The following is a 22241-nucleotide window of genomic DNA, read 5'->3' as shown; positions in this document are numbered from 1 at the left end:
CTGTCCCCCTCTGATGTCTGGACGACATCAGCTGGAACGTCGCTCAAATCGTGGACGTTCATGCCTGTTTGGCCGCCTGAACCACCACAGCCCATGCATGGACATGGGGGCGAACAACCGGCAATAGCGGACGCAACAATTGCAACAAATATCGATGCGGGAATAATAAATGCACGGCAAACCAAGTGCGCCACCAATAGTCATGATCTATTCACGCATACGATCCCGCTTCTGATCCCTCCGCAATCACCCCGCGGCGACGCTAACATCCGGACGCAAACGGCATCCGGATCACATATGGACCGGCAGTAGACACGCGCGTGCAACGTACGCCCTCATGTGCGCCCCACCGCCTGCAAAGCGCCCGCAGGCGGTCGTGGCGGCGTTTTTGTTCCGCTAGATCCCCGACGCCTGGTCGTTGAACAAAGCGTCGATGATCCGCCCCTCCAGCGCCGCCAGTTCGGCGTCGCCACGGTGGCGTGGGCGGGGGCCGGGCACGGCGATGTCGGCGGCGATGGTTCCCTGGTCGATCACCAGAATGCGGTCGGCCAGGGCGATGGCCTCGCTGACGTCATGCGTCACCAGGATCGCGGTGAAGCCCTGGTCGCGCCAGACCTTCTCGACCAGCCGCTGCATGTCGATGCGGGTCAAAGCGTCGAGCGCGCCGAGCGGCTCGTCCAGCGCCAGCAGGCGCGGGCCGCTGGCCAGCGCCCGGGCCAGAGCGACGCGCTGCTTCTGCCCGCCCGACAGCACCGAGGGCCATTCGCCGCCACGGTCACCCAGCGCCACCGCCTCAAGGGTGCGCTGGGCGATGGCCTGACGCTCCGGCTTCGGCAGGTAGCGGCTGAGGCCGACCTCGACATTGCCGCGCACCCGCTCCCATGGCAGCAGGCGCGGCTCCTGAAACATGATGCGCACGCCATCGGCGCCAGCCTCATGGCCGCCCGCCTCGCCTTGGGCGACGCCGGACAAAGCGATATGGCCGCTGCTGGGCTGGTCGAGGCCGACGATCAGCCGCAACAGCGTGCTCTTGCCGCAGCCGCTCTTGCCCACCACCGCCACAAATTGTCCGGCGGGAATGTGCAGATCGACATGGTTCAGCACCTGCTTGTCGCCAAAGGCGCGCGACAGGCCGCGGATGGTGACGGCTGCCCCGCCTTTTCCTGCAGTGCCCTTGCCTGCCCCACCCTTGCCCGCTTCACTCCTGGCGCTGCCGGCGTTGGCCGCCGGCGCCCGGCTTGCGGCGTCAGCCCTTGCATTGGTCAAAGCCATGGCCGCCTCCTTATTTGCGATAGGCCGGGTGCCACTGCAGCGACAGGCGCTCCAGCAGACGGGCGATGCTGTCGGCGGCCTTGCCGAGCAGCGCATAGATGATGATCGACAGCATCACCACATCGACGAGCAGAAATTCGCGGGCCTGCATGGCCATGTGGCCAATACCGGATTCGGCGGCGATGGTTTCGGCGACGATCAGCGTCAGCCACATGATGCCCAGCGCATAGCGCAGGCCGACGAAGATCGACGGCAACGCGCCAGGCAGGATCACCCGCCAGAACAGCTCGCCCGGCTTCATGCCATAGATGCGGCCCATCTCGACCAATTGCGGATCGACATGACGGATGCCGTGCAGGGTGTTGATATACATCGGGAAAAACACCCCGAGCGCCACCAGGAACAGCTTGGCGCCCTCATCGATGCCGAACCACAGGATCACCAGCGGAATCAGCGCCAGATGCGGCACGTTACGCACCATCTGCAGGCTGGTGTCGGTGAGCTTTTCCGACAGCTTCGACAGGCCATTGGCGAGGCCGAGCGCGAGGCCAATGCCGCCGCCGACCACGAAACCGGCGAAGGCGCGCAGGGTCGAGACCAGAATGCTCTCGGGCAGCTGGCCTGAGGCGGTCAGCCGGATGGCGGCGGCGAGGATGGCAGAGGGCGCTGGCAGCACATTGGCCTGCAGATAGCCGATACGCGACAGCCCCTCCCACACTGCGAGGATCAGCACCGGCACGACCCAGCCAGCGAGCGTGCTGACGCTGAAGCGGTCGACGGCGCGGCGCAGCCGCGATGGGCCGGCCTTGCGCGCCCCGGCGACGGCGGCCTGCTCGACCGGCGCAGATTTCACGGCGACGTCGCTCATGATGCGGCCGCCCTGAGATCGACCGGGCCGATGCCCGCGCCGACGGCGGCGAACTCATTGGCGAGGCCCTTGCGGTAGCGTGCGCCAGGGCGCTCGATGCCAAGCTCGGGGAACAGCAGCTCGGCGACGCGATAGGATTCTTCCAGATGCGGGTAGCCGGAGCCGATCACCGTATCGATGCCCAGCGCCTGATATTCGCGCAGCCGCTCAGCCACGGTTTTGGCGTCGCCGACCAGCGCCGTGCCCGCGCCGCCGCGCACCAGACCGACGCCGGCCCAGAGGTTTGGCGATACCTCCAGCCGGTCGCGGCGACCCTGATGCAGATCGAGCATGCGCGTCTGGCCAACGGAGTCGGTCACCGTGCGCAGCCGGTTCTGGGCGAAGGCGATCTGCTCGTCGGTGATGCGGCTGATCAGCCGCTCCGCCGCCTCCCAGGCCTCGTCATTGGTCTCGCGCACGATGAAGTGCAGGCGAATGCCGAAGCGGATGGCGCGGCCACGTTTCGCCGCCGCAGCGCGGACCCGGGCGATCTTTTCGGCCACCTGTTCCGGCGGCTCGCCCCAGGTCAGATACAGCTCGGTCTGGTCGACGGCCAGATCAATGCCGGCGTCGGAGGAGCCGCCGATATAGAGCGGCGGATGCGGCTCCTGGGCTGGGGGGAAGTCGAGGCGGCTGTTCTCGATCCTGTAGTATTTGCCGTCGAACGTAACGGTCTCGCCGGCCATCAGCCGCCGCCAGATGTGGATGAACTCCTGCGCCTGCTCATAGCGCTCATCATGCGACAGATAGATGCCGTCGCCGGCCAGCTCCAGCGGCACGCCGCCCACCACCACATTGAGCAGCAGCCGGCCGTTGCTCAGCCGGTCAAGCGCCGCCGTCTGCCGGGCGGCGAAGGATGGCGTGGTGACGCCGGGGCGCAGGGCGACGAGAAATTTCAGCCGCTCGGTGACTTCGGCGAGGCCGGCGGCGGTGATCCAGCTGTCGACGCAATTCTGGCCGGTGGGCAGCAGCACGCCCTGATAGCCGAGCCGGTCGACGGCCTGGGCGATCTGGCGGAAATAGCCATGGTCGGATGGACGCTGCTGGGTCTCGGAGCCCAGATAAGAGCCGTCGCCATGGGTCGGAATGAACCAGAAGAAGTTCAGTGGATCGGCGCTGGCGCGCGCATCGGATGCGGAAATGCCGGTCATGGCGTGCTCCATGTCAGTGCGGCGGCATGGGCGGGGCGGCAGCCACGGCGAACCCATGCGGCGAAAAGCTAAAGCCGCCCTTCCCCGACAGATTGGGGCGGGCGGCTATGGTGATCAGCGGCTGGCCTTTTCCTGCGGAGCGGTCCACAGCGCGTCGCGCACCTTGATCTGTTTGGGGATCAGGCCCAGGGCGAAGAAGCCGTCGGCGACCTTTTGCTGATTGGTGATCTCGGTCTCGCTCAACGGCCGCAGCGAATAGGCGGCGCGATCGACCGAGCGGCGGTTGGCCTCCGGATCGAGGCCCGTCGCCTTCTGCGAGGCCTCGGCCACGGCGGCGCGATTGTCGCCCGCCCAGCTGACGATCTTGCCGATCTCATCCAGCGTCGCCTGCAGCGCCTTGGGGTGCTTCTCGGCGAAGCTGCGGTTGGCGAGATAGAAGGCGTTGGTCGGCGGCAAATTCTCCAGCCCGGTGACTGGCCGGCCATTCTGGCGCAGCTCCACCAGCGCGAAGAAGGGGTCCCAGACGGCGAAGGCGTCGATCGAGCCACGGGCGAAGGCCGCCGAGCCATCCGCCGGCGACAGATAGACCGGCTGAATGTCGGTGAAGCTCAGCCCATTGGCGGCCAGCGCCTGCACCACGAGATTGTGGGCGCTGGAGCCCTTGGGGATGCCGACTTTCTTGCCCTTGAGGTCGGCGACGGTTTTCACCGGCGAATCCGCCTTCACCAGGATTGCGTGCTGCGACGCCGGGGTGACGGCGGCGTAGACCACATTGGCGCCCGCCGCCTGGGCGAACACCGGCGGGCTGTCGCCCACTGCGCCCAGGTCAATGGCGCCTGCGCCGAGCGCCTCCATCATCGGCGGCCCAAACTGAAACTCGACCCATTTGACATTGTCGACGCCCAGCTCCTTGAGGCGCTTCTCAATCTGGCCCGACTGACGGGCGATGATCGACACCGAGGCCTTCTGGAAGCCGATGCGGACCTCCTTGGGAGCGCTGTCGGCATAGGCCGGGCTAACGGCGGCGATGGACAAGGAGGCGCCGGCAAGCGCGGCGCCGGCGATCAGCCTGGTAAGATGACGACGGTTGAGCATGGTTCTGACTTTCGGTTGCTGTGCCCTGCAGCGCGTTACGCGGGGGATGTCGGTCGCTGCTGCGCGGGCAATTGGTTTGAAACGCAATTGGTTTGAAACAGTTGTGACGTAACGGCGGAGACCGCACATCCCAGCCGCAACGGGCTGGGATGTGCTGACCGCTTGGGATGTGAAGCTTCAGGCGACCTGACGGCTGGCCGCCTCCTGGCGTTGCAAGGCGGCGTGCCGGGCGGCGGCCAGATGCGCCAGTTCGCTGGCCGCCTGATCAAGGCGGGCTCGGACGTCGGCGGCGCTCAGCACGCCGTCACTGAAGTCAGCATCGGCGGCGTAAACGGCGGTGGGCGTGCTGAGGGCGCTGAAGAAGCCGAACAGGGGCCGCAGCTGATGCTCGACCACCAGGGCGTGGCGGTGACCGCCGCCGGTGGCGCCTATCAGCACCGGCTTGCCGACCAGCGCCAGTGGATCGACAAAATCGATCAGATGCTTGAGCAGGCCGACATAGGAGCCCTTGTAAACGGGCGAGGCGACGATCAGCGCATCGGCGTTCTCGATCGCCTCAAGCGCCTTTTGGCCCGCCTCCGGCAGCTTGCTGCGGCTGAAGGCGCCGACGCCAGGGCCAATATCCACGAGGTCGAATATCTCGGGCGTCACCGTGTGGCGGCGCGCCACGGCGCTGACCGCCGCCTCGACCAGGGCGCGGGTTTTGGATGGACGATGGGTGTTGCCGCTGAGGGCGACCAGACGCAGGGCGCTCATCGACGCGCCTCCCTTGCAGGCGCAGCAGTCGCCACGGCCTGCGCCGCGACCTGCTTGCGATTGGCGTAAAGGCGTCGGGCGGCGCGCTCTGCCTCGCCCGCCGAGCGGAAGTGCTGGCCATCAAGCGACGCATAACGCGCCTCGGCGCTGTGGAAGCGGTAGCGGGCGCCGTCTTCGGCGAGAATGCCGGCGGCGCGATTGGCCACCTCAATGATCACGGCGGTGAGCTGATGGCCGGAGCTGGCGGAGCCCGACGGGCTGGCGGCTGATGTAACAGGTGAAGCAGACATGACGTCCCCATGCGCCGGAAAGGCCGGCGTTCGATGTCTTTGAATATTCCGGATTGCTTGAACGACGGCGCATGGCGCGCCGTTCCTGGCTGCAGGCGGCGCGCGCCCGCAAGGCTGGCGGCCGTTAGCAGCCGCGCTGCATACAGGCCGGTCGGCGACACATCTGCATGAAGGAGGCGCTGCGCCCCCGGGACCTTGTGAGGTAAACCATCTGTCTGCTCCAGCTCGATCCGCCTACTGACGCCAGGCTGCGAAGATGCTGATGCATCCGCGACCTGACATGCTCAGTCGCCGCACGGGCTTGACCATCACTCGATGACTCACGTTCATCGATTGATGGCACGAGGCGTCGCTTTAGCGTTTGGTGACGCGGCGCAAGCTGCTGATGTCAAATGCCCGCGGATCGTTATGACCACAGCCATGAAACGCCGGGCGCGCGGTCATGGTCAATATTGATCGAAGGCGCTGAATTCACTTTGGAAAAATTCAGCCACCCCAGCGTATTTCGGGAATTTATTTCCGGCGTACACCCATGGGCTGAAATATGCTTCTTCACGCCGGGAGCGCTGCGAGGGACGCAGACGGCGCCGACGCCAGCTGACCAAAGGTGAGCTCCACCTCATGGAAAGCCCTGCTCATGGCAAGCCCTGGCATGCACCGCGCCGCCAGGCGCCTGCAGCCGCGAGCGCTGGCCTGCCGCGTACAGCTAGCCAAACGTTGCGCCACTGGAGCGCGGCCCTAGCGCCGCAGCACCCGCATCAGGGCGACGGCGCTGGCCAACAGACGGCCATCGGGGGCCCGCAATTCGCCCTGAACTTCTGCATCGCGGCCATCATTGGCCACCACATGGGCGGTCGCATGGATGACGCCGGGCGCGGCAGGGTTGTGATAGCGCGTGCGCAATTCGCGGGTCACCGCCGTCAGCCCCGGCCCGAGGCTCTCGATCAGCGTGAAGCCCGTCGCCGAATCCAGCATCGCCGCCAGCAGACCACCCTGCACCGTGCCGTGGCGGTTGCAGAAATCTGCCCCCGCCACATAGCTGAAGGCGCCCTCGCCCTTGCCCGTGTCGAAATCCAGCACGGTGCGGCCAAGCAGCCGCGCCGCCGGAGGATTGGCGCTCGGGCGGCCAGCGGCCGCGTGCGTCAGTGGCGACCCGGGTTTATCCTCCGCCACAGCCGTCAGGCCATGGGGTGGAAGCCGCACAATTTATTGCCGTCCGGATCACGCAGATAGGCGAGGTAGAATTTGCCCATCGCCGTCTCGCGGGCGCCTGGCGGGTCCTCGCAGGTGGTTCCGCCATTGGCGAGACCGGCGGCGTGCCAGGCGTCGATGGCGGCTGTATCCGGGCCGGCGAAGCCAATGGTTGCGCCATTGGCCGCCGTGGCCGGCTGGCCGTCCAGCGGTTCGGACAGGATCAGCATGCCGCCATTGTGGTTATAGAACACCTTATTGGTGTGCAGGAAGCCAGGCTCGCCAGCCGGCGCGCCAAGCGGCGCCAGAATGGCGTCATAGAACCGCTTCGACTTCTCCAGATCGTTGCTGCCAAGCACGATGTGACTGAACATGAGCTTCTCTCCCTGTATCGTCTTTTGCCAGACGTCTTGCTGTTTGTGTCGCCATGCGCGCCATCCGATGCATCGGTCGTGGCGGAAAGGACCGCGAACGGATTGCCACACCCGATAACGCGCCATTATTCAATGCGTTAGGGCCGCTGTCGACATAGTTTGCGCACGCAGCCGTCGCCTGTCGCTTATGCGCCAATCGCTGTGCAGCCATGTCACCCGCCAGCCCCAATGACCCAGCCAGCGATGCGCCTGCATGGCGCGCGTCTCAGGGCTTGCCGACCCGGGCGAGCCGTTCCGCCTCCAGTTCGTCAGCCACCGAGACCCCGGTGTTGGGGATCACCTGCACGGCGCGATCATCCCACAATTCGCGCATCCACAAATCCTTGACGCAGGTGACTTCGAGCTGCGGCAGACCATGGCGTTCCAGCCAGGCGTGGATATGGCCGATAATCTCGCTGAGCAGCGGCTCCTCCACCGACGCCCTCGCTGTGAAGATCCTGACCTCACGCTCCTCGGCCAGCCAGCGCCGCACCCGGTCCATCATCGGGCCAATCGGCTCGCCAATATGCTCCACCCCGCGCCACTCGTCGAAATGCGCCAGGGTTCCATCCAGATCGACGCCGATCCAGGGTTTTCTCCGCATGGGTCCGTTTCCTCGTTCCTGTTGCGGCAGTATCGACCGCGCGCCGCCTGCCCGCCAGTAATTTTGCGCAGCACACTTGAGATCAGGCTTTGACAGGCCGATGTTGTGGGCAATGGATTCCCCACCGGCGGCGCGCCCTGCGCCACAAGGCGGCGGAGAACGCTGGCGCACTGCCAGGCGCCGGCGCTGTCGACGGCGAATTCATGCAGCGTCGCGGGCTGTGACCTGCGGCGCCCAGGTTTGCGTATCTGGCCCGGGGCCGTGGCCTTCCCGCCGGAATGTCTGAGGAGTGCGCCGTCCGTGCCGCCGTTTTCCGTTCTGGACCTTGCTTTCATCCCCGATGGCTTCACCGCCGCCGACGCCCTGCGCAACACTGTTGATCTCGCCCAGCACACCGAGCGCTGGGGCTATCGCCGCTTCTGGCTGGCGGAACACCACAACATGACGGGCATCGCCAGCGCCGCCACCTCGGTAGTGATTGGCCATGTGGCGGGCCACACCAGCAGCATCCGCGTCGGCGCGGGCGGCGTGATGCTGCCCAACCATTCGCCCATGGTGATCGCCGAGCAGTTCGGCACGCTGGAGACGCTTTATCCGGGCCGCATTGATCTGGGCCTTGGGCGGGCGCCAGGCACTGACCAGCGCACCCTGCGCGCCTTGCGCCGCGATCCCGCTGCCGCGGACCATTTCCCCCAGGACGTGCTGGAATTGCAGGCGCTGCTTGGCCCCGCCCAGGAGGGGCAGGTCATCCAGGCCGTGCCAGGCACGGACACCAATGTGCCGCTGTGGATTCTCGGCTCGAGCCTGTATGGCGCGCAACTGGCGGCGGTGCTCGGCCTGCCCTATGCCTTCGCCTCGCATTTCGCGCCGCAGGCGCTGGAGGAAGCGGTGGCGATCTATCGCGAACGCTTCAAGCCATCGGCCCAGCTCGACCGACCCTATGTGATGGTCGGCGTCAATGTCATCGCCGCCGACACCGACGCCGAGGCGCGGCGGCTGTTCACCTCGCCGCAGCAGCAGTTCGTCAATCTGATCCGCGGCACGCGCGGCCGCATGCGCCCGCCGATCGATGATATCGACGCCTATTGGGAGCCGCATGAGAAGGCGCATGTGTCGTCGATGCTGGCCTGCTCGGCGGTCGGCGCGCCCGACAGCGTGCGCCAGCAGCTCGACGCCATCGTCGCCCGCACCGGCGCCGACGAATTGATCCTCGCCGCCGCCATTTACGACCACAAGGCGCGGCTGCGCTCCTATGAGATCGCCGCCGGGCTGATGGGCGCCTGAGGCGGAAGGCGCCCGCCCATGTCGATCAGATGACGTAGGGCGGGCGCTCGCCTGCCCCACGGCTTCAGATCAGCTTTTGCGGTGCAACAGGTGAAGCGCCAGCTCCGACATGGCGGCGGCGCCGTTCACCACCTCACGTTCGGTGGAGATATTGCCGTCGAGCGCGCGGCGATAGACGCCCTGGGTGATCGACGCCAGCCGGAAGGCGGCGAAGGCCAGATAGAAGCTCCAGTCGTCAATGCCGTCGCGGCCCGTGCGCTGGCAATAGGCCGCGACATAGTCCTGCTCGGTGGGAATGCCGCTTGAGGCGAAGTCCACGCCCTTCAGGCTGCCCAGCTCAACCGAATCCGTGTGCCACATGAAGCAATTGTAGCCGAGATCGGCGAGCGGATGGCCGATGGTCGCCAGCTCCCAGTCGAGCACGGCGACGACCCGCGGCTCGGTGGGGTGGAACATCACATTGCCCAGACGGTAATCGCCATGGGCGATGGTCGAGGCGTCGTCAGCGGGAATGCGGCCAGGAAGTTCGGCCAGCAGCCGCTCCATCGCCGGGATCTCTTCGGTCTGGGCGTTGCGATATTGCGTCGACCAGCGCTTGAGCTGACGGGCGAAGAAGTCGCCGGTGCGGCCAAAGTCGCCAAGGCCCACGGCGTGATAATCGACCGCGTGCAGGCTGGCCAAGGCGGCGTTAAGACTGTCATAGATGGCGGCGCGCTCGGCGGGCGTCTGGTCGGGCAGCGTGGCGTCGCGAAACACCCGGCCTTCGAGGAAATCCATCACGTAGAATTCGGTGCCGATCAGGTCGCGATCGTCGCAATAGGCGCGCGCCACTGGCGCTGGCACGGCGGAGCCGGCGAGCGCCCGCATCGCCTTGTATTCGCGGTCAACCTGATGGGCGCTGGGCAGCAGCACGCCCGGCGGCTTCTTGCGCAGCACGAAATGCCGGTCGCCCTGCGCCGCCGTGGTCGACAGCAGGAACGTCGGATTGGACGCGCCGCCGGCGAATTGCAGCACGCGCATGTTATCGCCGAAATCGCTGATCTGGCTGGCCAGCCAGGCGTGCAGCCGCCCTTCGTCGAAGCGGTGCGCCGCCCGCACCTCGACCAGCGGCAAATCATCAAAATTCATTGGTGGCGTTCCCGATTATTGTTGCGCCGCGCTGTGGCCGCCAGCGTGAGGCGTGCGCGGTTATTGGCGTCGCAGGGCGCGACGCAGGCTCGGCAGCTCCGGGGCGACGCAGGCCGCCCCGGAATTCCCTGGCTCAGCGCGGGGCCATGCGGATGGCGCCGTCGAGGCGGATGGTTTCGCCATTCAGCATCGGGTTCTCGATGATCTGCGCGGCGAGCAGCGCGAATTCCTTCGGATTGCCCAGACGCGGTGGGAACGGCACGCTGGCCCCGAGCGACTGGCGAATCGGCTCGGCGAGGCGGCCCAGCAGCGGCGTGTCGAAAATGCCAGGGGCGATGGTGTTGACGCGGATGCCGCGGCTGGCGAGATCGCGGGCGGCGACAATGGTCATGCCGATGATGCCGGCCTTGGCGGAGGCATAAGGGATCTGGCCAATCTGTCCCTCGTAACCGGCCACCGAGGCGGTGTTGATCACCACGCCGCGCTCTTCGCCATCGACAGGCTCATTCTTCGCCATGGCGGCGGCGGCCAGACGCAGCACGTTGAAGGTGCCGATCAGATTGATGCGGACCACCATCTCATAATGGTCGAGCGCGCCGGGGTTGCCGTTCTTGTCGAGGATGCGCAGGGCGCCGCCGCGGCCGGCGCAATGCACCACGGCGCGCAGATTGTTATTGGCGTTGGCCAGATCAACCGCCGCCTGCATGTCGGTTTCGCTGGTGACGTCGCCGGCGATGAACTGGGCCTTGGCGCCGAGTTCTTTGGCGGTGTTGGCGCCGTCCGAGGTCGGCAGGTCGACGATGACGACGCTGGCGCCGCCGGCCAGCAGCTTCTCGGCGGTGGCGCGGCCAAGGCCAGAGGCGCCGCCGGTGATCAGGGCGGTGATGCCGTTAAGATCCATCTCAATGCTCCTTGCGTTAAATTGGGTGCGCCGCCTGTCCCCGCTGCCTGCCCCCGCCGCCGTGCCCGCGCTGCGCCAGGGCTGCGGGGCGGTTCAGCGCTATACGGGGGCGCTGGGCGGCTCATGGGGCGCGTGACCGCTTGGCGTTGCGGCTTATTTCTTTTTGGGGCCGGGGCCGACGAGGCGGGCGCCGGCGTCGAACGGCACCAGTTCGCCCGTCATGAAACGCGAGTTCGGGCCGGCGAGGAAGATCGCCGCCTCGGCCACATCCTCGGGCTTGGGCGCCACATTGAGCGGCATGGTCGCGGCGACCTGGTCACGCAATTTGTCGGCGTTGTCCTGACCAGTGCCCTTCACGAACCATGGCGTATCGATATAGCCAGGGCACAGGGCGTTGACGCGGATGGCCGGGGCCAGCGCCCGGGCCAGCGACAAAGTGATGCCATTGAGCGCCGCCTTGGAGCCGACATAGGCCACCGACGAGCCGATGCCAGAGATGCCGGCGATCGACGACACATTGACCACCGAGGCTGGCAGCCCCCAATCGGCGGCGCCGGCCTCAAGCAGAGCGCGGGCCGCGCGGACCATCTGGAACGGGCCGACCGTGTTGACGCCGTAGATGCGGTGGAAATCCTCCGCCGACAGCCGGTCCAGCTCATCATGCGGCACATGCAGCGTCGTGCCGGCGTTATTGACCAGCGCATGCAGCGCGCCCCAGTCGGCCACGGCGGCGACGATCTTGCGGCAATCGGCGTCCTGGGAGACGTCGCCCTGCACGAGGCGCACATCGGTCGCGCCGGCGTCGCGGCAGGCGGCGCCGGTCTGCTCGCATGCCTCACGGCTCGAGGCGTAATTGAGCGCCATGCGGCGCACGCCCGCGCGGGCAAGGCCAATGGCGGTGGCGGCGCCGAGCCCCGTGGCCGCGCCGGTGATGATGACGTTCATGTCGCTGAATGCAGCCATGTCTGATCCCTGCCCTGGACCGCGTGCGCCGAAGCCAGGGTCCATCGTTGCGTTTCCCGGAGGGTCGCCAGCCCGGATCACCGGCGCTGCAGCGCATGGCGGGCGCTGCAAGGCGCGCTGCGGCATCAGGAGGCGACCGCATTTGTCCCACGCGTGGCGCGGGTTGCGTCTGCTTGTAGAGCAACCAGCGTATAAATGAACATGATTTTCGCAAGCGCGGCGACGCCAGCCGTGTGCCCAGCGCATGGAGGCGTGCTGACGCCAAAATTTTCCTGATTTGTCGACAGCTGGCGCTGCTAAAATCCGGAACCAATGTTGGGGCAGCACGTTATGGCTGCAGAAGAGTTTTTTGGCTGGCGTGGCCTGTGCGCCTCGTCCGGCAGTGCGTTTAGCGCCGGCGCGCGCAGGTCCATTGTGGACATAACCACAGCCTCAGCCATGATTTGCCCCTGAACCGGGTCGCCGGAGTGTTTGATGACCACCGTTTCCACCGCCACCAACCCCGTCCATGCCAACACCGCCTCCACGGGCGTGGGCCCACGCCAGGTCGACGCCCGGCATGGCGAGGTTGATATGGGCAAGGAAGGCAGCGTGCGCGCGGCGGTGGTCGCGCTGGTGCTGACGGTGGTGTCGGCGCTGGCGATCTTCCCCTTTATCCTGCCGACCATTCCGGTCTGACCGGCGTAGACGCCGGACTTCAGCTCGCCACCGACCGGTTGGAGAGCATGTCACGCAGAAAACGCCCGGGCGCGCCGGGCGTTTTTTCATGCGCAGACGGCGCCACAAGGTGTGACTGTATTCGGGGCAACGTCCCTCACGCAGGCGCTCGGCGCGACAACGCACTGACGATGCGCCGTGCTCCTTACTCAGTCGTCCTCAACCTCATCGACTGGCCGGCCCGGGATCACATAAGAGCCAGTGAGCCAGCGATTGAGGTCGACATCGGCGCAGCGCGGCCCGCAGAACGGCTTGTGCGCCTGCGTCGCTGGTTTGCCGCAGACCGGACAGGCCAGCGCCTTGCCGGTGCGCCCGCCGGGTTGGCCAGCCGACGCCTTCGCAGCGGTTCCCCTATCGCCAGGGCTCGTCAGTGGTGAATTATCCTGCTGCAGCCTGTCGCTGTCGCTCATCTCGTCCTCATTCAAGCAAGCTTGCGCCAGCCACCCATGCATCGGCGGTCTGAACGGGCATGCATCGCCAAGGCCTGCCCACTGCCGCGACGGGTGGCGCGCAACGCCCGTTGGGGTCTGCTGGCGGACGGCGCGACAGGCCATGCAGCGCGCAGGCGTCCGCCATGCATTGTCAATCCGCTGTCCAGCCGGCGCGCACCGGATAGCCCTCGCCCGACAGCAGATTGAGCGTCTCATACAGCGGCAGGCCAACCACCGAACTGTAGGATCCGACGAGCTTGATGACAAAGCCGCCGGCGATGCCCTGAATGGCGTAGCCGCCAGCCTTGCCACGCCACTCGCCGGACGCAAGGTAAGCCGCCAGATCCTCCCGGCCAAGATTCTTGAAACGCACCCGCGTCTCGACAAGGCGCTCGCGCAGGCCGCCGCGCGGCGAGATCAGGCCGACGGCGGTGTGGACGCGATGACTGCGGCCTGACAGCAGCCGCAGGCAATCATCCGCCTCCTCCACCAGTTCGGTCTTGGGCAGGATGCGCCGCCCCACCGACACCACCGTATCGGCGGCGAGGATGAAGGCGTCATCGGCGCCGCCGGTTTCGCGCAGCAGGCGCTCAGCCTCGCGGGCTTTCTCCCGCGCCATGCGTCGGGCGTAGTCGCGCGGCTTCTCGGCCTTGCGCGGCGTCTCATCGATATCGGCGGGCAACAGCGCCGTGGGGCGCGCCCCGACCTGCTCCAGCAAAGCGAGACGCCGGGGCGACGCCGACGCCAGGATCAGCCGCAAGGTTGGGGGGGAGGCAGTTTCTGCCGACATCAAACTCTCCAGGCGGCGGCCACAGGACGAGGCCTGTGACCTGCTTTGGCCATGTCTTCAGGCGCGCCGACGCCGCCGCGTGGTCGCCGGCGGCGACGATCGCCTCACGCTCCGGTCGGGGTCTCGCTGTCCGTGCCGGCGGGGCGCGGCGACGGCGGAACGGCATCGGCCGCTGGCGCGTCGGGCGCCACGGCGCCGAAGCGCTGCAGATTGCGGCGATAGCTGATGATGCCGACAGGAATCAGCGCCAGATAGACCAGGGTGATCGCCGTCAGCACCTCGAAGGTGTAGCTGGCCAGCAGGCCGGCGATCAGCACGCAGGCGACGAACAGCGGCAGCACCCGCTCACGCGGGATGCGCTGGCCAAGGTTCTTGCCCGACCAGGTCGGGATCTTCGACACCATCATGAAGGCGATGGCCAGCATAAAGATGCAGATCAGCCCGGCGAAGTCGCGCGTCGGCAGGCCCATCAGGTGCAGATACACCGGCAGCAGCGCGCACAAGGCGCCCGCAGGCGCCGGCATGCCGACGAAATAGTTCTTCATCCATTCCGGTCGGGTCGGATCGTCGAGCATGACGTTGAAGCGCGCCAGCCGAAGCGCCGCCGCCACGGCGAAGATCAGCGCCACGATCCAGCCGACCGAGCGCAGGCCGTCGAGGGTGAAGGTGTAAATCAGCAACGCCGGGGCCACGCCGAAATTGACGAAATCGGCCAGCGAATCGAGCTCGGCGCCAAAGCGCGAGGTGCCCTTGAGCAGGCGCGCCACCCGGCCGTCGACGCCATCAAGAATGGCGGCGGCGAGGATGCCGAGCACGGCGAGGTCAAGCTTGCCCTCGATGCCGAGGCGGATGGCGCTGAGACCAAGGCACAGCGCCACCAAAGTGATCAGATTGGGGACCAGCACCCGCACCGGCACGGATTTGAGGCCGCGTCGGCGAGGTTCGCCGCCGTCCGGAGCGAAGGGAGGAAACAGGTCCGCCATGGCGTGCTACTCCACTCAGGCGCTGATGAACGTGCGGCGGGTCGCGCCAGCCCGCAGGTCGGCCAGCACGGTTTCACCGGCGACAGCACGCTGGTTCAGCCCCACGGCAGGGATTGTGCCGAGCGGCAGGAACACGTCGACGCGCGAGCCGAAGCGGATCAGGCCATAGCGCTCGCCGGTGACAAGGGCGTCGCCCTCCTTGACGAAGCCGACGATGCGACGGGCGATCAGGCCGGCGATCTGCACCACGCCGACATCGCCACGCGGCGTCTCGATCACCATGGCGCTGCGCTCATTGTCCTCGCTGGCCTTGTCGAGATCGGCGTTGAGGAACAGGCCGGGGGTGTAAGCGATGCGCTTGACCGTTCCGGCGACCGGAGCGCGGTTCACGTGCACGTCGAACACATTCATGAACACCGAGATGCGCAGCATCTTCTCGGAGCCGAGCGCCAGCTCCGGCGGCGGGATCACTTCGACGATGGAGCTGACGCGGCCATCGGCAGGCGAGATCACCAGATCGGCGTCCTGCGGCGTGACGCGCACCGGATCACGGAAGAAATAGCAGATCCACAAGGTGATCAGCGCGCCAATCCAGCCCAGCGGCTCCCACAGCCAGCCGAGCAGCAGGGATACGACCACTCCGATGGCGATGAACGGGTAACCTTCCTTGTGGATCGGAACCAGCGTTTCACGGACCGAGTTGAAGACCGACATTCCTGCTCCATGCATTGCCCAGCGGGCGGTGTTCAGCGACTGGCGCGCCACGGCGCCTGCCGTCAGGTTGCGCGAGTACGCGCGTAAGAAGTGCGCAGACGAAGCCCCGCAAACCACGGCCTGCGGGGAGGACAAGCTCTATCCTAACACGGCCAGCCAGGGAATGCCGCAATGAGCCTGTGGCGCAGCGCCACCGCGGGCCACATTGCGTCGCCCCACGCAGGCAGGCGCGGCCCGCGCTGGCCAGCTCCCGCCATGTGGCGAGGGTCGCGGCCAATCACAAGGGGCCACCGGCGCAGCCGGTTTCGCCCCCCACCCCCCCAGCTCAGCCGGCGGCTTCGACCTGAAGGTCTTCGCCTGTCTCGCGCAGGGTTTCCCGCGCCGCCTCGGCCTTGCGTTGCCGATTCCACAAACCAGCGTAAACCCCGCCAGCAGCAAGCAATTCGGTGTGTGTGCCCCGCTCCGCCACCTCACCCTTGTCCAGCACCACGATCTGGTCGGCGTTGACAATGGTCGACAGCCGGTGGGCGATCACCAAAGTGGTGCGGCCACGGCTGACTTCGGCCAACGCGTCCTGGATTTGCCGTTCGGTGAAGCTGTCGAGCGCCGAGGTGGCTTCGTCCAGCACGAGGATCGGCGGGGCTTTCAGAATGGTGCGGGCGATGGCGACGCGCTGTTTCTCGCCGCCTGAGAGTTTGAGTCCACGTTCGCCGACAATGGTCTGATATCCCTCAGGCATCGCCTCGACCACCGGGGCGAGCTGGGCCATGCGGGCCGCGGCGCGCACCTCGTCGTCGCTGGCGTCCCAGCGGCCGTAGCGGATGTTGTAGCCGATGGTGTCGTTAAACAGCACCGTGTCTTGCGGCACCATGCCGATCGCCGCCCGCAGGCTGTGCTGGGTGACGCTGGCGATGTCCTGGCCGTCGATCAGGATGCGGCCAGAGGTTGGCTCGTAGAACCGGAACAACAGCCGCGACAGCGTCGACTTGCCGGCGCCGGACGGGCCGACGATGGCGAGGGTGCGGCCCGCCGGGACCTCCAGGGTGACGCCGCGCAGTATCTCGCGATCGGCGTGATAACCGAAGCGCACATTGTCAAACCGCACCGATCCGCCCGCCACCTGCAGGGGCTGCGCGCCTGGGGCGTCCTGGATTTCCGGGGCCTGGTCGAGCACGTCGAACATCTGGCCGATGTCGAGCAGCGACTGCTTCACCTCGCGATAGATCATGCCCATGAAGTTCAGCGGTATCGACAGCTGGATCAGCATGGCGTTGATCATGACGAAGCCGCCGACCGTGGTGCGGCCGGCGCGGATATCGGTGACCGCCAGCGCCATCGCCGCCGTCAGGCCGAGGGTGAAGATGATCACCTGGCCGGCGTTGAGCACCGCCAGCGAGACATAGCTCTTGACCGAATTGACCTCGTAGCGCGCCATGGATTCGTCATAGCGCTGCGCCTCGCGCGCCTCGGCGCCGAAATATTTCACCGTCTCGAAATTGAGCAGCGCGTCGACGGCTCGGGTCTGCACCACATTGTCGCTGTCATTGATGCGCTTGCGGATGGCGATGCGCCAGTTGGTGGCGTGGTAGGTGTAGAGGATGTAAGCGGCGACCATCACCACGACGATGGCGGCGTAACGCCAGTCGAACTGCCAGGTCAGCACCGCCAGCACCAGGGCGAATTCGACGATGGTCGGCAGTAATTGCAGCACGAACAGCCGCGACAGCTCCTGCACGCCGAGCCGGCCCCGCTCCAGCACCCGCGTCAGCCCGCCCATGCGACGGTCGAGGTGGAAGCGCAGCGACAGCTGGTTCATGTGCTCGAAGGTGTCGGTGGCCAGCCGCCGCACCGCCGCCATGGTGACGGTGGCGAAGATGGCGTCGCGCGACTGGGTCAGCACGGCGATGCCGATGCGGGTCAGGCCATAGAGCGCCGTGAGCGCCAGCGGCGCCTGCCACAGCCAGTGCAGCGAGCCGCCCGACAGCGGCTGGTCGCCAGCCAGCGAATCCGTCGCCCATTTGAAGGCATAGGGCATGCCCACCGTGACCAGCTTGGCGGCGAGGATCAGCGCCGTGGCGATATAGATGCGCAACCGCAGGTCGCCACGATCGGCGGTCGGCCAGACATAGGGCGCCAGCCGCCGGGCCGCGCCGAGCAGGCCCCCTTCCACATCCGTCTTGCCAGGGGCCGGATACAATCCGGCCTGTCGACCAAACCCGCGCGCCATCAGGGAAAATACCTTCGTCTCACCATGTGAAGCGACCGCAGGTCCGCATCGACCCGCAGGAACAAGACCCGCAGGCGCAAGACCCGCGCCTGATCTGCGCCAGGTCCCGATCTGCGCCCGTAGCGAACGGCGCGCAGCGCCCGCTCCCGCGACGATGACGCTTGGGGGAGCCGCTCAAGGGCCTGTCACTAGACGGAAACACCGGCCAGCGCCAGCGACATGACGCGGCGCAGACGCCCGCTCGAGGGGCGCCGCCGTGCATGAGGCCTTGTTAACGTGGGGCGGTCAGCGCTGCGGCGTTGTCGCCTTGTGATCCGGCAGCACAAACACCTGGCCGGGATAGATCAGGTCGCGGTCGGCGATCTGGTCCTGGTTGGCGTCATAGATGGTGGTGTAGCGCGAGCCGAGCCGATAGGTGCGGCGGCTGATGCTCCACAGGCTGTCGCCGCGCGCCACCACATGGGTGCGCACCGGCGGCACCCGCACCACATCCGCCGCCGCAACGCCAGACTGGTCGTCGCGCCCGCCGGGCTGGCCAGGGGCGCTGGCCGCGCCGCCTGATTGGCCAGGCTTGCCGCCAGCGCCAGCTTGCGTCGCGCCAGCCTGGGCAGTTTGCCCACCTTGAGCGACTTGCCCCGCCTGAGCGTGCTGACGCCGGTCCCATGGCGCTTCGGCCCGGGACAGCACCTTGCCCGTCGCCGGATCGACCTCATCGAGCCGCACCCGATAGGCGCCGTCTGGCAGGAGTGATTCCATGGCGAATTCGACCACGCCCTGCGGATTGGCGACGCCCGAAGCCAGCAAGGAGTCGTTGAGATACAGCCGCAAGGTCGCGCCAGGCCGCGCCTTGCCGACGACGAACAGCTTGCCGCCGTCATCAGCCTCGACCTGCACCACCCGGGCCGCGGCGGCCATGGCTGTGCCCGCGTCGCCGCTGCTGTCCTTGCCAGCGCCACCGGCCTGCCCTGTCGCTGCGGCCGCCGCCGGAACGGCGCCAGACGATTGCACGCCAGCGCCCCCTGCCCCCGTTACCCCAGAACCCGCTGCCCCCGAACCTGCTGCCCCAGAACCCGCTGCCCCTGCCTGTGCAGTCGCCGTTGCGCTGGCTGGCTGGCCGTCGGGACGCGACAGCAACACGGTTGGCCTATCGGGTTCGACCAGCGCCACCAGCGGCGGCCGGGGCGGCGCGAGCTCAACCGTCACCGCCTGGCGCGACTGGCTGACCACGCCGCCGGCATCCGTCGCCCGCAGCGAAAACGCGTGGCGGCCAGCTGGCAAGGGGCCGCCGGTGAAGGCGAACAGCCCCGCAGCGTCAGCCGCGCCCTTCTGAACCACTTTCGGCGGCGCGCCAGAGCCATCATCGGCCAGTAATTCCACCATGGCGTGCGGCGTGGCGCGGCCCGCCACCACCGATTCGCCATTGGGCTCGAACCGCGCCACATCAAAAGCGGGCGCCGCCGTCTGCGGGGCGGCCTGCACGGGATTTTGACCAGCGTCTGTGGCGGCCCCGGACGTCCCCTGTTGCGCCGTGCTCCCGGCAGCGCCGCGCGCGCCGCCACCTGCCGCCGCGCCGGCACCTGCCGCCGCGCCGGTCGATGTCGCGTCGCCGCCAGGCGGCGCCGTTCCTTGCCCGTCCTTCGGTTTGCCGTTGGCCGCCGCCGTCGCCGCGCCGCTGGCGTCAGTCTGGGCGAGCCGCGTCGCATCGTCGCCGCTGCGGTCACGGAATGGTCCGAATGTCAGGGCAACGATGGCCAGAGCCGCTGCCGCGACGAAACCCAGCGCAATGCGGGCGATGGCCTTGACGTTGACAGGCGGCATTTCCGGTTCGCTCATGCGGCGCTCAATCCTTGCGCGATGGGCCGGCGGTGACCCGCAACCTGCGCTATGACGCCTGACCGCCGCGGCGCCCCCCTGGGGCAGACGCCGCACTGTCAGACGCAGGCGCAGGAAGGGGCGAGTTGCGCCCATCCCTGTCTGCAATCCTGTAGCAAGTTTCGCAGAGACTATTTGGCGTTACAATCGATGACTGGCAATGACTGGCGATAATCAGCAGACGCACGGCGCGGCCCCCGTCGCCATTCCCGCCACAGCCTGCGTCTTCTGCGGCTCAAGCGCGGGCGCGCATCCTGAATTTGCCGACGCCGCGCGGCGGCTCGGCGCGGCCCTTGCCGGCGCAGGCATTGGCCTGGTCTATGGCGGCGGCAATGTCGGGCTGATGGGCGAAGTCGCCCACAGCGTGCTCGACCATGGCGGCCATGTCACGGGCATCATTCCCGAATTCCTGGTCCGCCGCGAGCGGGTGCTCGCCGAGGTGCAGGAGACCATCGTGGTTCCCGACATGCATACCCGCAAGCGCCTGATGTATGAGCGCGCCGGCGCCTTCATCGCCATGCCAGGCGGCATCGGCACGCTGGAGGAACTGGTCGAGCAAATGACCTGGGCGCAATTGGGCGCCCATGACCGGCCGATCGTGCTGCTCAACACCCTCGGTTTCTGGACGCCGCTGCTGGACCTGCTGCAGCACATGCGGCGCCTGCAGTTCATCCGTCCCAATCTCGACGTCACCTTCACCGTGGTCGATGAGCCCGAGCACGTCGTGCCCTTGCTCCGCGCCGCCATGGCCCAGGCTGCCAGCGACAGCGACGCCCGCCGCGACGCCCCGCCTGACGCCGATCGTCCCGCCGCCCCTGGGCCGTTCTGACCGGCGCTGGCCGGCGCGCCGGCCGGGACCCCTCGGCCTAGTCTAAAGGCGCATATAGCGGCGATTGCTCAGATTTTTCCGCCGCGATAGTTGTAGATCTGTTGTCACCATGATGCGTTGGCGAACGCGCCAGGCCTTGCCTGGTCGCGCGGACTGGCGTGGCGCAAGGTCTTGGTCAGTCGTTGCGGCCAACCGCCGCGCGCCGCTGTCCCGCCATGTCAGAACCCAGCCGGCGCACGCGCCGCCACAAGGCCAACAAGGCCAGGGCGCGCCTTGGGACGACTGCGACGCACTCTGCGTCCGCGACCAGAAAATGCCGGACCCTGGCGCATGCCAGGTCATATCGGCCCCTGGCCCTTGGCCAGGACATGTCGGACCCTGGCCTCTGCCAGGACATGTCGGAACCTGGCCCCAGGCCAGGTCTGCGGGAGGATAAAGATGAACGCCCTGCTGACGCGCTGCCTCGCCAGCTGCCTCGCCGTTGGATTTGCCGTAGCGGCTCCGCTCGCCGGCGCTGCGGCGCAGGAGAAGAAAGAACTCAATATCGCCGTGCTCAACGACAAGAGCTCGGTGTTCTCCGACGCCGGCGGCGTCGCCTCGGTGAAGGCGGCGCAGCTGGCCATCGACGATTTCGGCGGCGAGATCAATGGCATGAAGGTCAAGGTGCTCGGCCCTGACCACCAGAACAAGACCGACGTCGGCGCCTCCCTGGCCCGGCAGATGTATGACCAAGAGGGCGTCGAGGCGATCTTCGACATTGGCAATTCGGCCATCTCGCTCGCCGTGCAGGACATCGCCCGCGAGCGCGGCAAGATCGTCGTGCACTCCGGCTCGGCCACGGCGGACGTGTTCGGCAAGGCCTGCTCGCCAACCGGCGCCATGTGGCTGTATGACACCTATTCGTTGGCCAAGGGCCTCGCCAAATCGGTGGTCGAACAGGGCGGCAAGACCTGGTTCTTCATCACCGCCGACTACGCTTTTGGCCACGCCATGCAGAATGAGGTGACCAAGGTCGTCGAGGCAAGTGGCGGCAAGGTTCTGGGCGCCGTGCGCCATCCCGTCGGCACCATGGATTTCTCCTCGTTCCTGATGCAGGCCCAGGCCTCTGGCGCGGACATCGTCGCTTTCGCCAACGCCTCAGGCGACACCGTCACCTCGCTGAAGCAGGCGCGCGAATTCCAGGTGGGCGAAGGCAAGCAGAAGCTCGGCGTGCTGATCTTCTATCTGACCTCGGTGCATGCGCTCGGCGCCAAGGCCACCCAGGGCGTGCAATATCTGTCCGGCTATTACTGGGATCGCGACGACGCCAGCCGCGCATTCGCCAAGCGCTTCGAGGCGGTGAACGGCAAGAAGCCTGATCACACCCACGCCGCCGTCTATTCGTCGGTGCGTCACTATTTGCAGGCGGTGAAGGACTCCAAGTCCACCGACGGCAAGACCGTGATGCGCAAGATGAAGGAGACCCCGGTCAACGACTTCTTCGCCAATGGCGCCAAGGTGCGTCCGGACGGCCGCCTGATGAACGATATGCTGCTGGTGGAAGTCAAAAAGCCGGAAGACGTGAAGAATGGCGAGTGGGACCTGCTGAGCATCAAGCAGGTGGTGAAGGCCGACGACATCATGCGCCCGATTTCCGAGGGCAATTGCAAGCAGCTCGACCCGCAGTAAGCCGCACGGGGCAATCGGGCCCGGACCGCCAGGCTGTGAGGGCCTCGGTCGGGTT

At 67.1% G+C, this 22241-nt stretch carries 22 protein-coding genes; 4 read left to right on the top strand and 18 right to left on the bottom strand.

The window, feature by feature from the left end:
* Window positions 1-396: 396 nt before the first annotated feature.
* The 9 genes from AC6A67_RS03265 to AC6A67_RS03225 all read right to left on the bottom strand — a co-directional run bounded on the left by AC6A67_RS03265 (window position 397) and on the right by AC6A67_RS03225 (window position 7679).
* Window positions 397-1272, bottom strand: coding sequence for an ATP-binding cassette domain-containing protein (locus AC6A67_RS03265; RefSeq protein ID WP_498035123.1), 876 nt, complete (start codon window positions 1270-1272; stop codon window positions 397-399).
* Between the two features lie 10 nt (window positions 1273-1282).
* On the bottom strand, window positions 1283-2140 hold the full coding sequence (locus AC6A67_RS03260) for an ABC transporter permease subunit (RefSeq protein ID WP_498035122.1): 858 nt from the start codon (window positions 2138-2140) through the stop codon (window positions 1283-1285).
* Window positions 2137-3330 carry an FMNH2-dependent alkanesulfonate monooxygenase gene (ssuD, locus tag AC6A67_RS03255; protein ID WP_498035121.1) on the bottom strand — a complete coding sequence of 398 codons (1194 nt, stop codon included), beginning with the start codon at window positions 3328-3330 and terminating at the stop codon, window positions 2137-2139. Before ssuD ends, AC6A67_RS03260 begins: the two co-directional genes overlap by 4 nt.
* Before the next feature lie 114 nt (window positions 3331-3444).
* Window positions 3445-4425, bottom strand: coding sequence for an aliphatic sulfonate ABC transporter substrate-binding protein (locus tag AC6A67_RS03250; RefSeq protein ID WP_498035120.1), 981 nt, complete (start codon window positions 4423-4425; stop codon window positions 3445-3447).
* A gap of 177 nt (window positions 4426-4602) precedes the next feature.
* Complete coding sequence (gene msuE, locus AC6A67_RS03245; protein ID WP_498035119.1) at window positions 4603-5181, bottom strand: FMN reductase; 579 nt, start codon at window positions 5179-5181, stop codon at window positions 4603-4605.
* A complete protein-coding gene (locus AC6A67_RS03240; protein WP_498035118.1) occupies window positions 5178-5471 on the bottom strand; it encodes a hypothetical protein in 294 nt (97 codons plus the stop codon). The genes msuE and AC6A67_RS03240 overlap by 4 nt, the downstream gene beginning before the upstream one ends.
* A gap of 738 nt (window positions 5472-6209) precedes the next feature.
* Window positions 6210-6644, bottom strand: coding sequence for a PaaI family thioesterase (locus AC6A67_RS03235; RefSeq protein WP_498035117.1), 435 nt, complete (start codon window positions 6642-6644; stop codon window positions 6210-6212).
* A 5-nt stretch (window positions 6645-6649) separates the two neighbouring features.
* Complete coding sequence (locus AC6A67_RS03230) at window positions 6650-7036, bottom strand: VOC family protein (protein ID WP_498035116.1); 387 nt, start codon at window positions 7034-7036, stop codon at window positions 6650-6652.
* 265 nt (window positions 7037-7301) lie between these two features.
* Entirely contained in the window at window positions 7302-7679 is a 378-nt protein-coding gene (locus tag AC6A67_RS03225; RefSeq protein ID WP_498035115.1) for a hypothetical protein, read from the bottom strand.
* A 300-nt stretch (window positions 7680-7979) separates the two neighbouring features.
* On the opposite strand from AC6A67_RS03225, the gene AC6A67_RS03220 reads away from it, so the two are divergent.
* Window positions 7980-8963 carry an LLM class flavin-dependent oxidoreductase gene (locus AC6A67_RS03220; protein WP_498035114.1) on the top strand — a complete coding sequence of 328 codons (984 nt, stop codon included), beginning with the start codon at window positions 7980-7982 and terminating at the stop codon, window positions 8961-8963.
* 69 nt (window positions 8964-9032) lie between these two features.
* Here the strand turns inward: AC6A67_RS03220 and AC6A67_RS03215 are convergent, their stop codons facing one another.
* From AC6A67_RS03215 to AC6A67_RS03205, 3 genes are all read right to left on the bottom strand, one after another.
* Entirely contained in the window at window positions 9033-10091 is a 1059-nt protein-coding gene (locus AC6A67_RS03215) for a phosphotransferase family protein (RefSeq protein ID WP_498035113.1), read from the bottom strand.
* A 133-nt stretch (window positions 10092-10224) separates the two neighbouring features.
* Window positions 10225-10992 (bottom strand): SDR family NAD(P)-dependent oxidoreductase, encoded by a 768-nt coding sequence (locus tag AC6A67_RS03210; RefSeq protein ID WP_498035112.1) that lies wholly within the window; start codon window positions 10990-10992, stop codon window positions 10225-10227.
* A 153-nt stretch (window positions 10993-11145) separates the two neighbouring features.
* Entirely contained in the window at window positions 11146-11955 is an 810-nt protein-coding gene (locus tag AC6A67_RS03205; RefSeq protein WP_498035111.1) for an SDR family NAD(P)-dependent oxidoreductase, read from the bottom strand.
* A gap of 474 nt (window positions 11956-12429) precedes the next feature.
* Here AC6A67_RS03205 and AC6A67_RS03200 point away from each other — a divergent pair, with 474 nt between their 5' ends.
* Window positions 12430-12633: a hypothetical protein gene (locus AC6A67_RS03200; RefSeq protein WP_498035110.1), complete on the top strand. Its 204-nt coding sequence runs from the start codon at window positions 12430-12432 to the stop codon at window positions 12631-12633.
* A 188-nt stretch (window positions 12634-12821) separates the two neighbouring features.
* On the opposite strand, the gene yacG is transcribed toward AC6A67_RS03200, so the two are convergent.
* From yacG to AC6A67_RS03170, 6 genes are all read right to left on the bottom strand, one after another.
* Window positions 12822-13082: a DNA gyrase inhibitor YacG gene (gene yacG, locus AC6A67_RS03195; protein ID WP_498035109.1), complete on the bottom strand. Its 261-nt coding sequence runs from the start codon at window positions 13080-13082 to the stop codon at window positions 12822-12824.
* Between the two features lie 172 nt (window positions 13083-13254).
* Window positions 13255-13893, bottom strand: coding sequence for a Maf-like protein (locus tag AC6A67_RS03190; protein ID WP_498035108.1), 639 nt, complete (start codon window positions 13891-13893; stop codon window positions 13255-13257).
* Window positions 13894-13997: 104 nt separating this feature from the next.
* Window positions 13998-14876: a CDP-diacylglycerol--serine O-phosphatidyltransferase gene (pssA, locus tag AC6A67_RS03185; RefSeq protein ID WP_498035107.1), complete on the bottom strand. Its 879-nt coding sequence runs from the start codon at window positions 14874-14876 to the stop codon at window positions 13998-14000.
* A gap of 15 nt (window positions 14877-14891) precedes the next feature.
* Window positions 14892-15590 (bottom strand): phosphatidylserine decarboxylase, encoded by a 699-nt coding sequence (locus tag AC6A67_RS03180; protein WP_498035106.1) that lies wholly within the window; start codon window positions 15588-15590, stop codon window positions 14892-14894.
* 325 nt (window positions 15591-15915) lie between these two features.
* Window positions 15916-17817 (bottom strand): ABCB family ABC transporter ATP-binding protein/permease, encoded by a 1902-nt coding sequence (locus AC6A67_RS03175; RefSeq protein ID WP_498035105.1) that lies wholly within the window; start codon window positions 17815-17817, stop codon window positions 15916-15918.
* A 285-nt stretch (window positions 17818-18102) separates the two neighbouring features.
* The gene (locus tag AC6A67_RS03170; RefSeq protein ID WP_498035104.1) at window positions 18103-19650 is read right to left on the bottom strand and encodes a LysM peptidoglycan-binding domain-containing protein; all 1548 of its coding nucleotides are present in this window, start codon (window positions 19648-19650) and stop codon (window positions 18103-18105) included.
* Window positions 19651-19849: 199 nt separating this feature from the next.
* Here AC6A67_RS03170 and AC6A67_RS03165 point away from each other — a divergent pair, with 199 nt between their 5' ends.
* Both AC6A67_RS03165 and AC6A67_RS03160 read left to right on the top strand, forming a co-directional pair.
* Entirely contained in the window at window positions 19850-20518 is a 669-nt protein-coding gene (locus AC6A67_RS03165) for an LOG family protein (protein WP_498035103.1), read from the top strand.
* 438 nt (window positions 20519-20956) lie between these two features.
* A complete protein-coding gene (locus AC6A67_RS03160) occupies window positions 20957-22186 on the top strand; it encodes an ABC transporter substrate-binding protein (RefSeq protein ID WP_498035102.1) in 1230 nt (409 codons plus the stop codon).
* Window positions 22187-22241: the final 55 nt, after the last annotated feature.

The sequence above is a fragment of the Camelimonas sp. FR25 genome, assembly GCF_059740505.1.
Note: the sequence above shows the minus strand (reverse complement) of the source record. Positions and strands in the feature narration are given on the sequence as shown.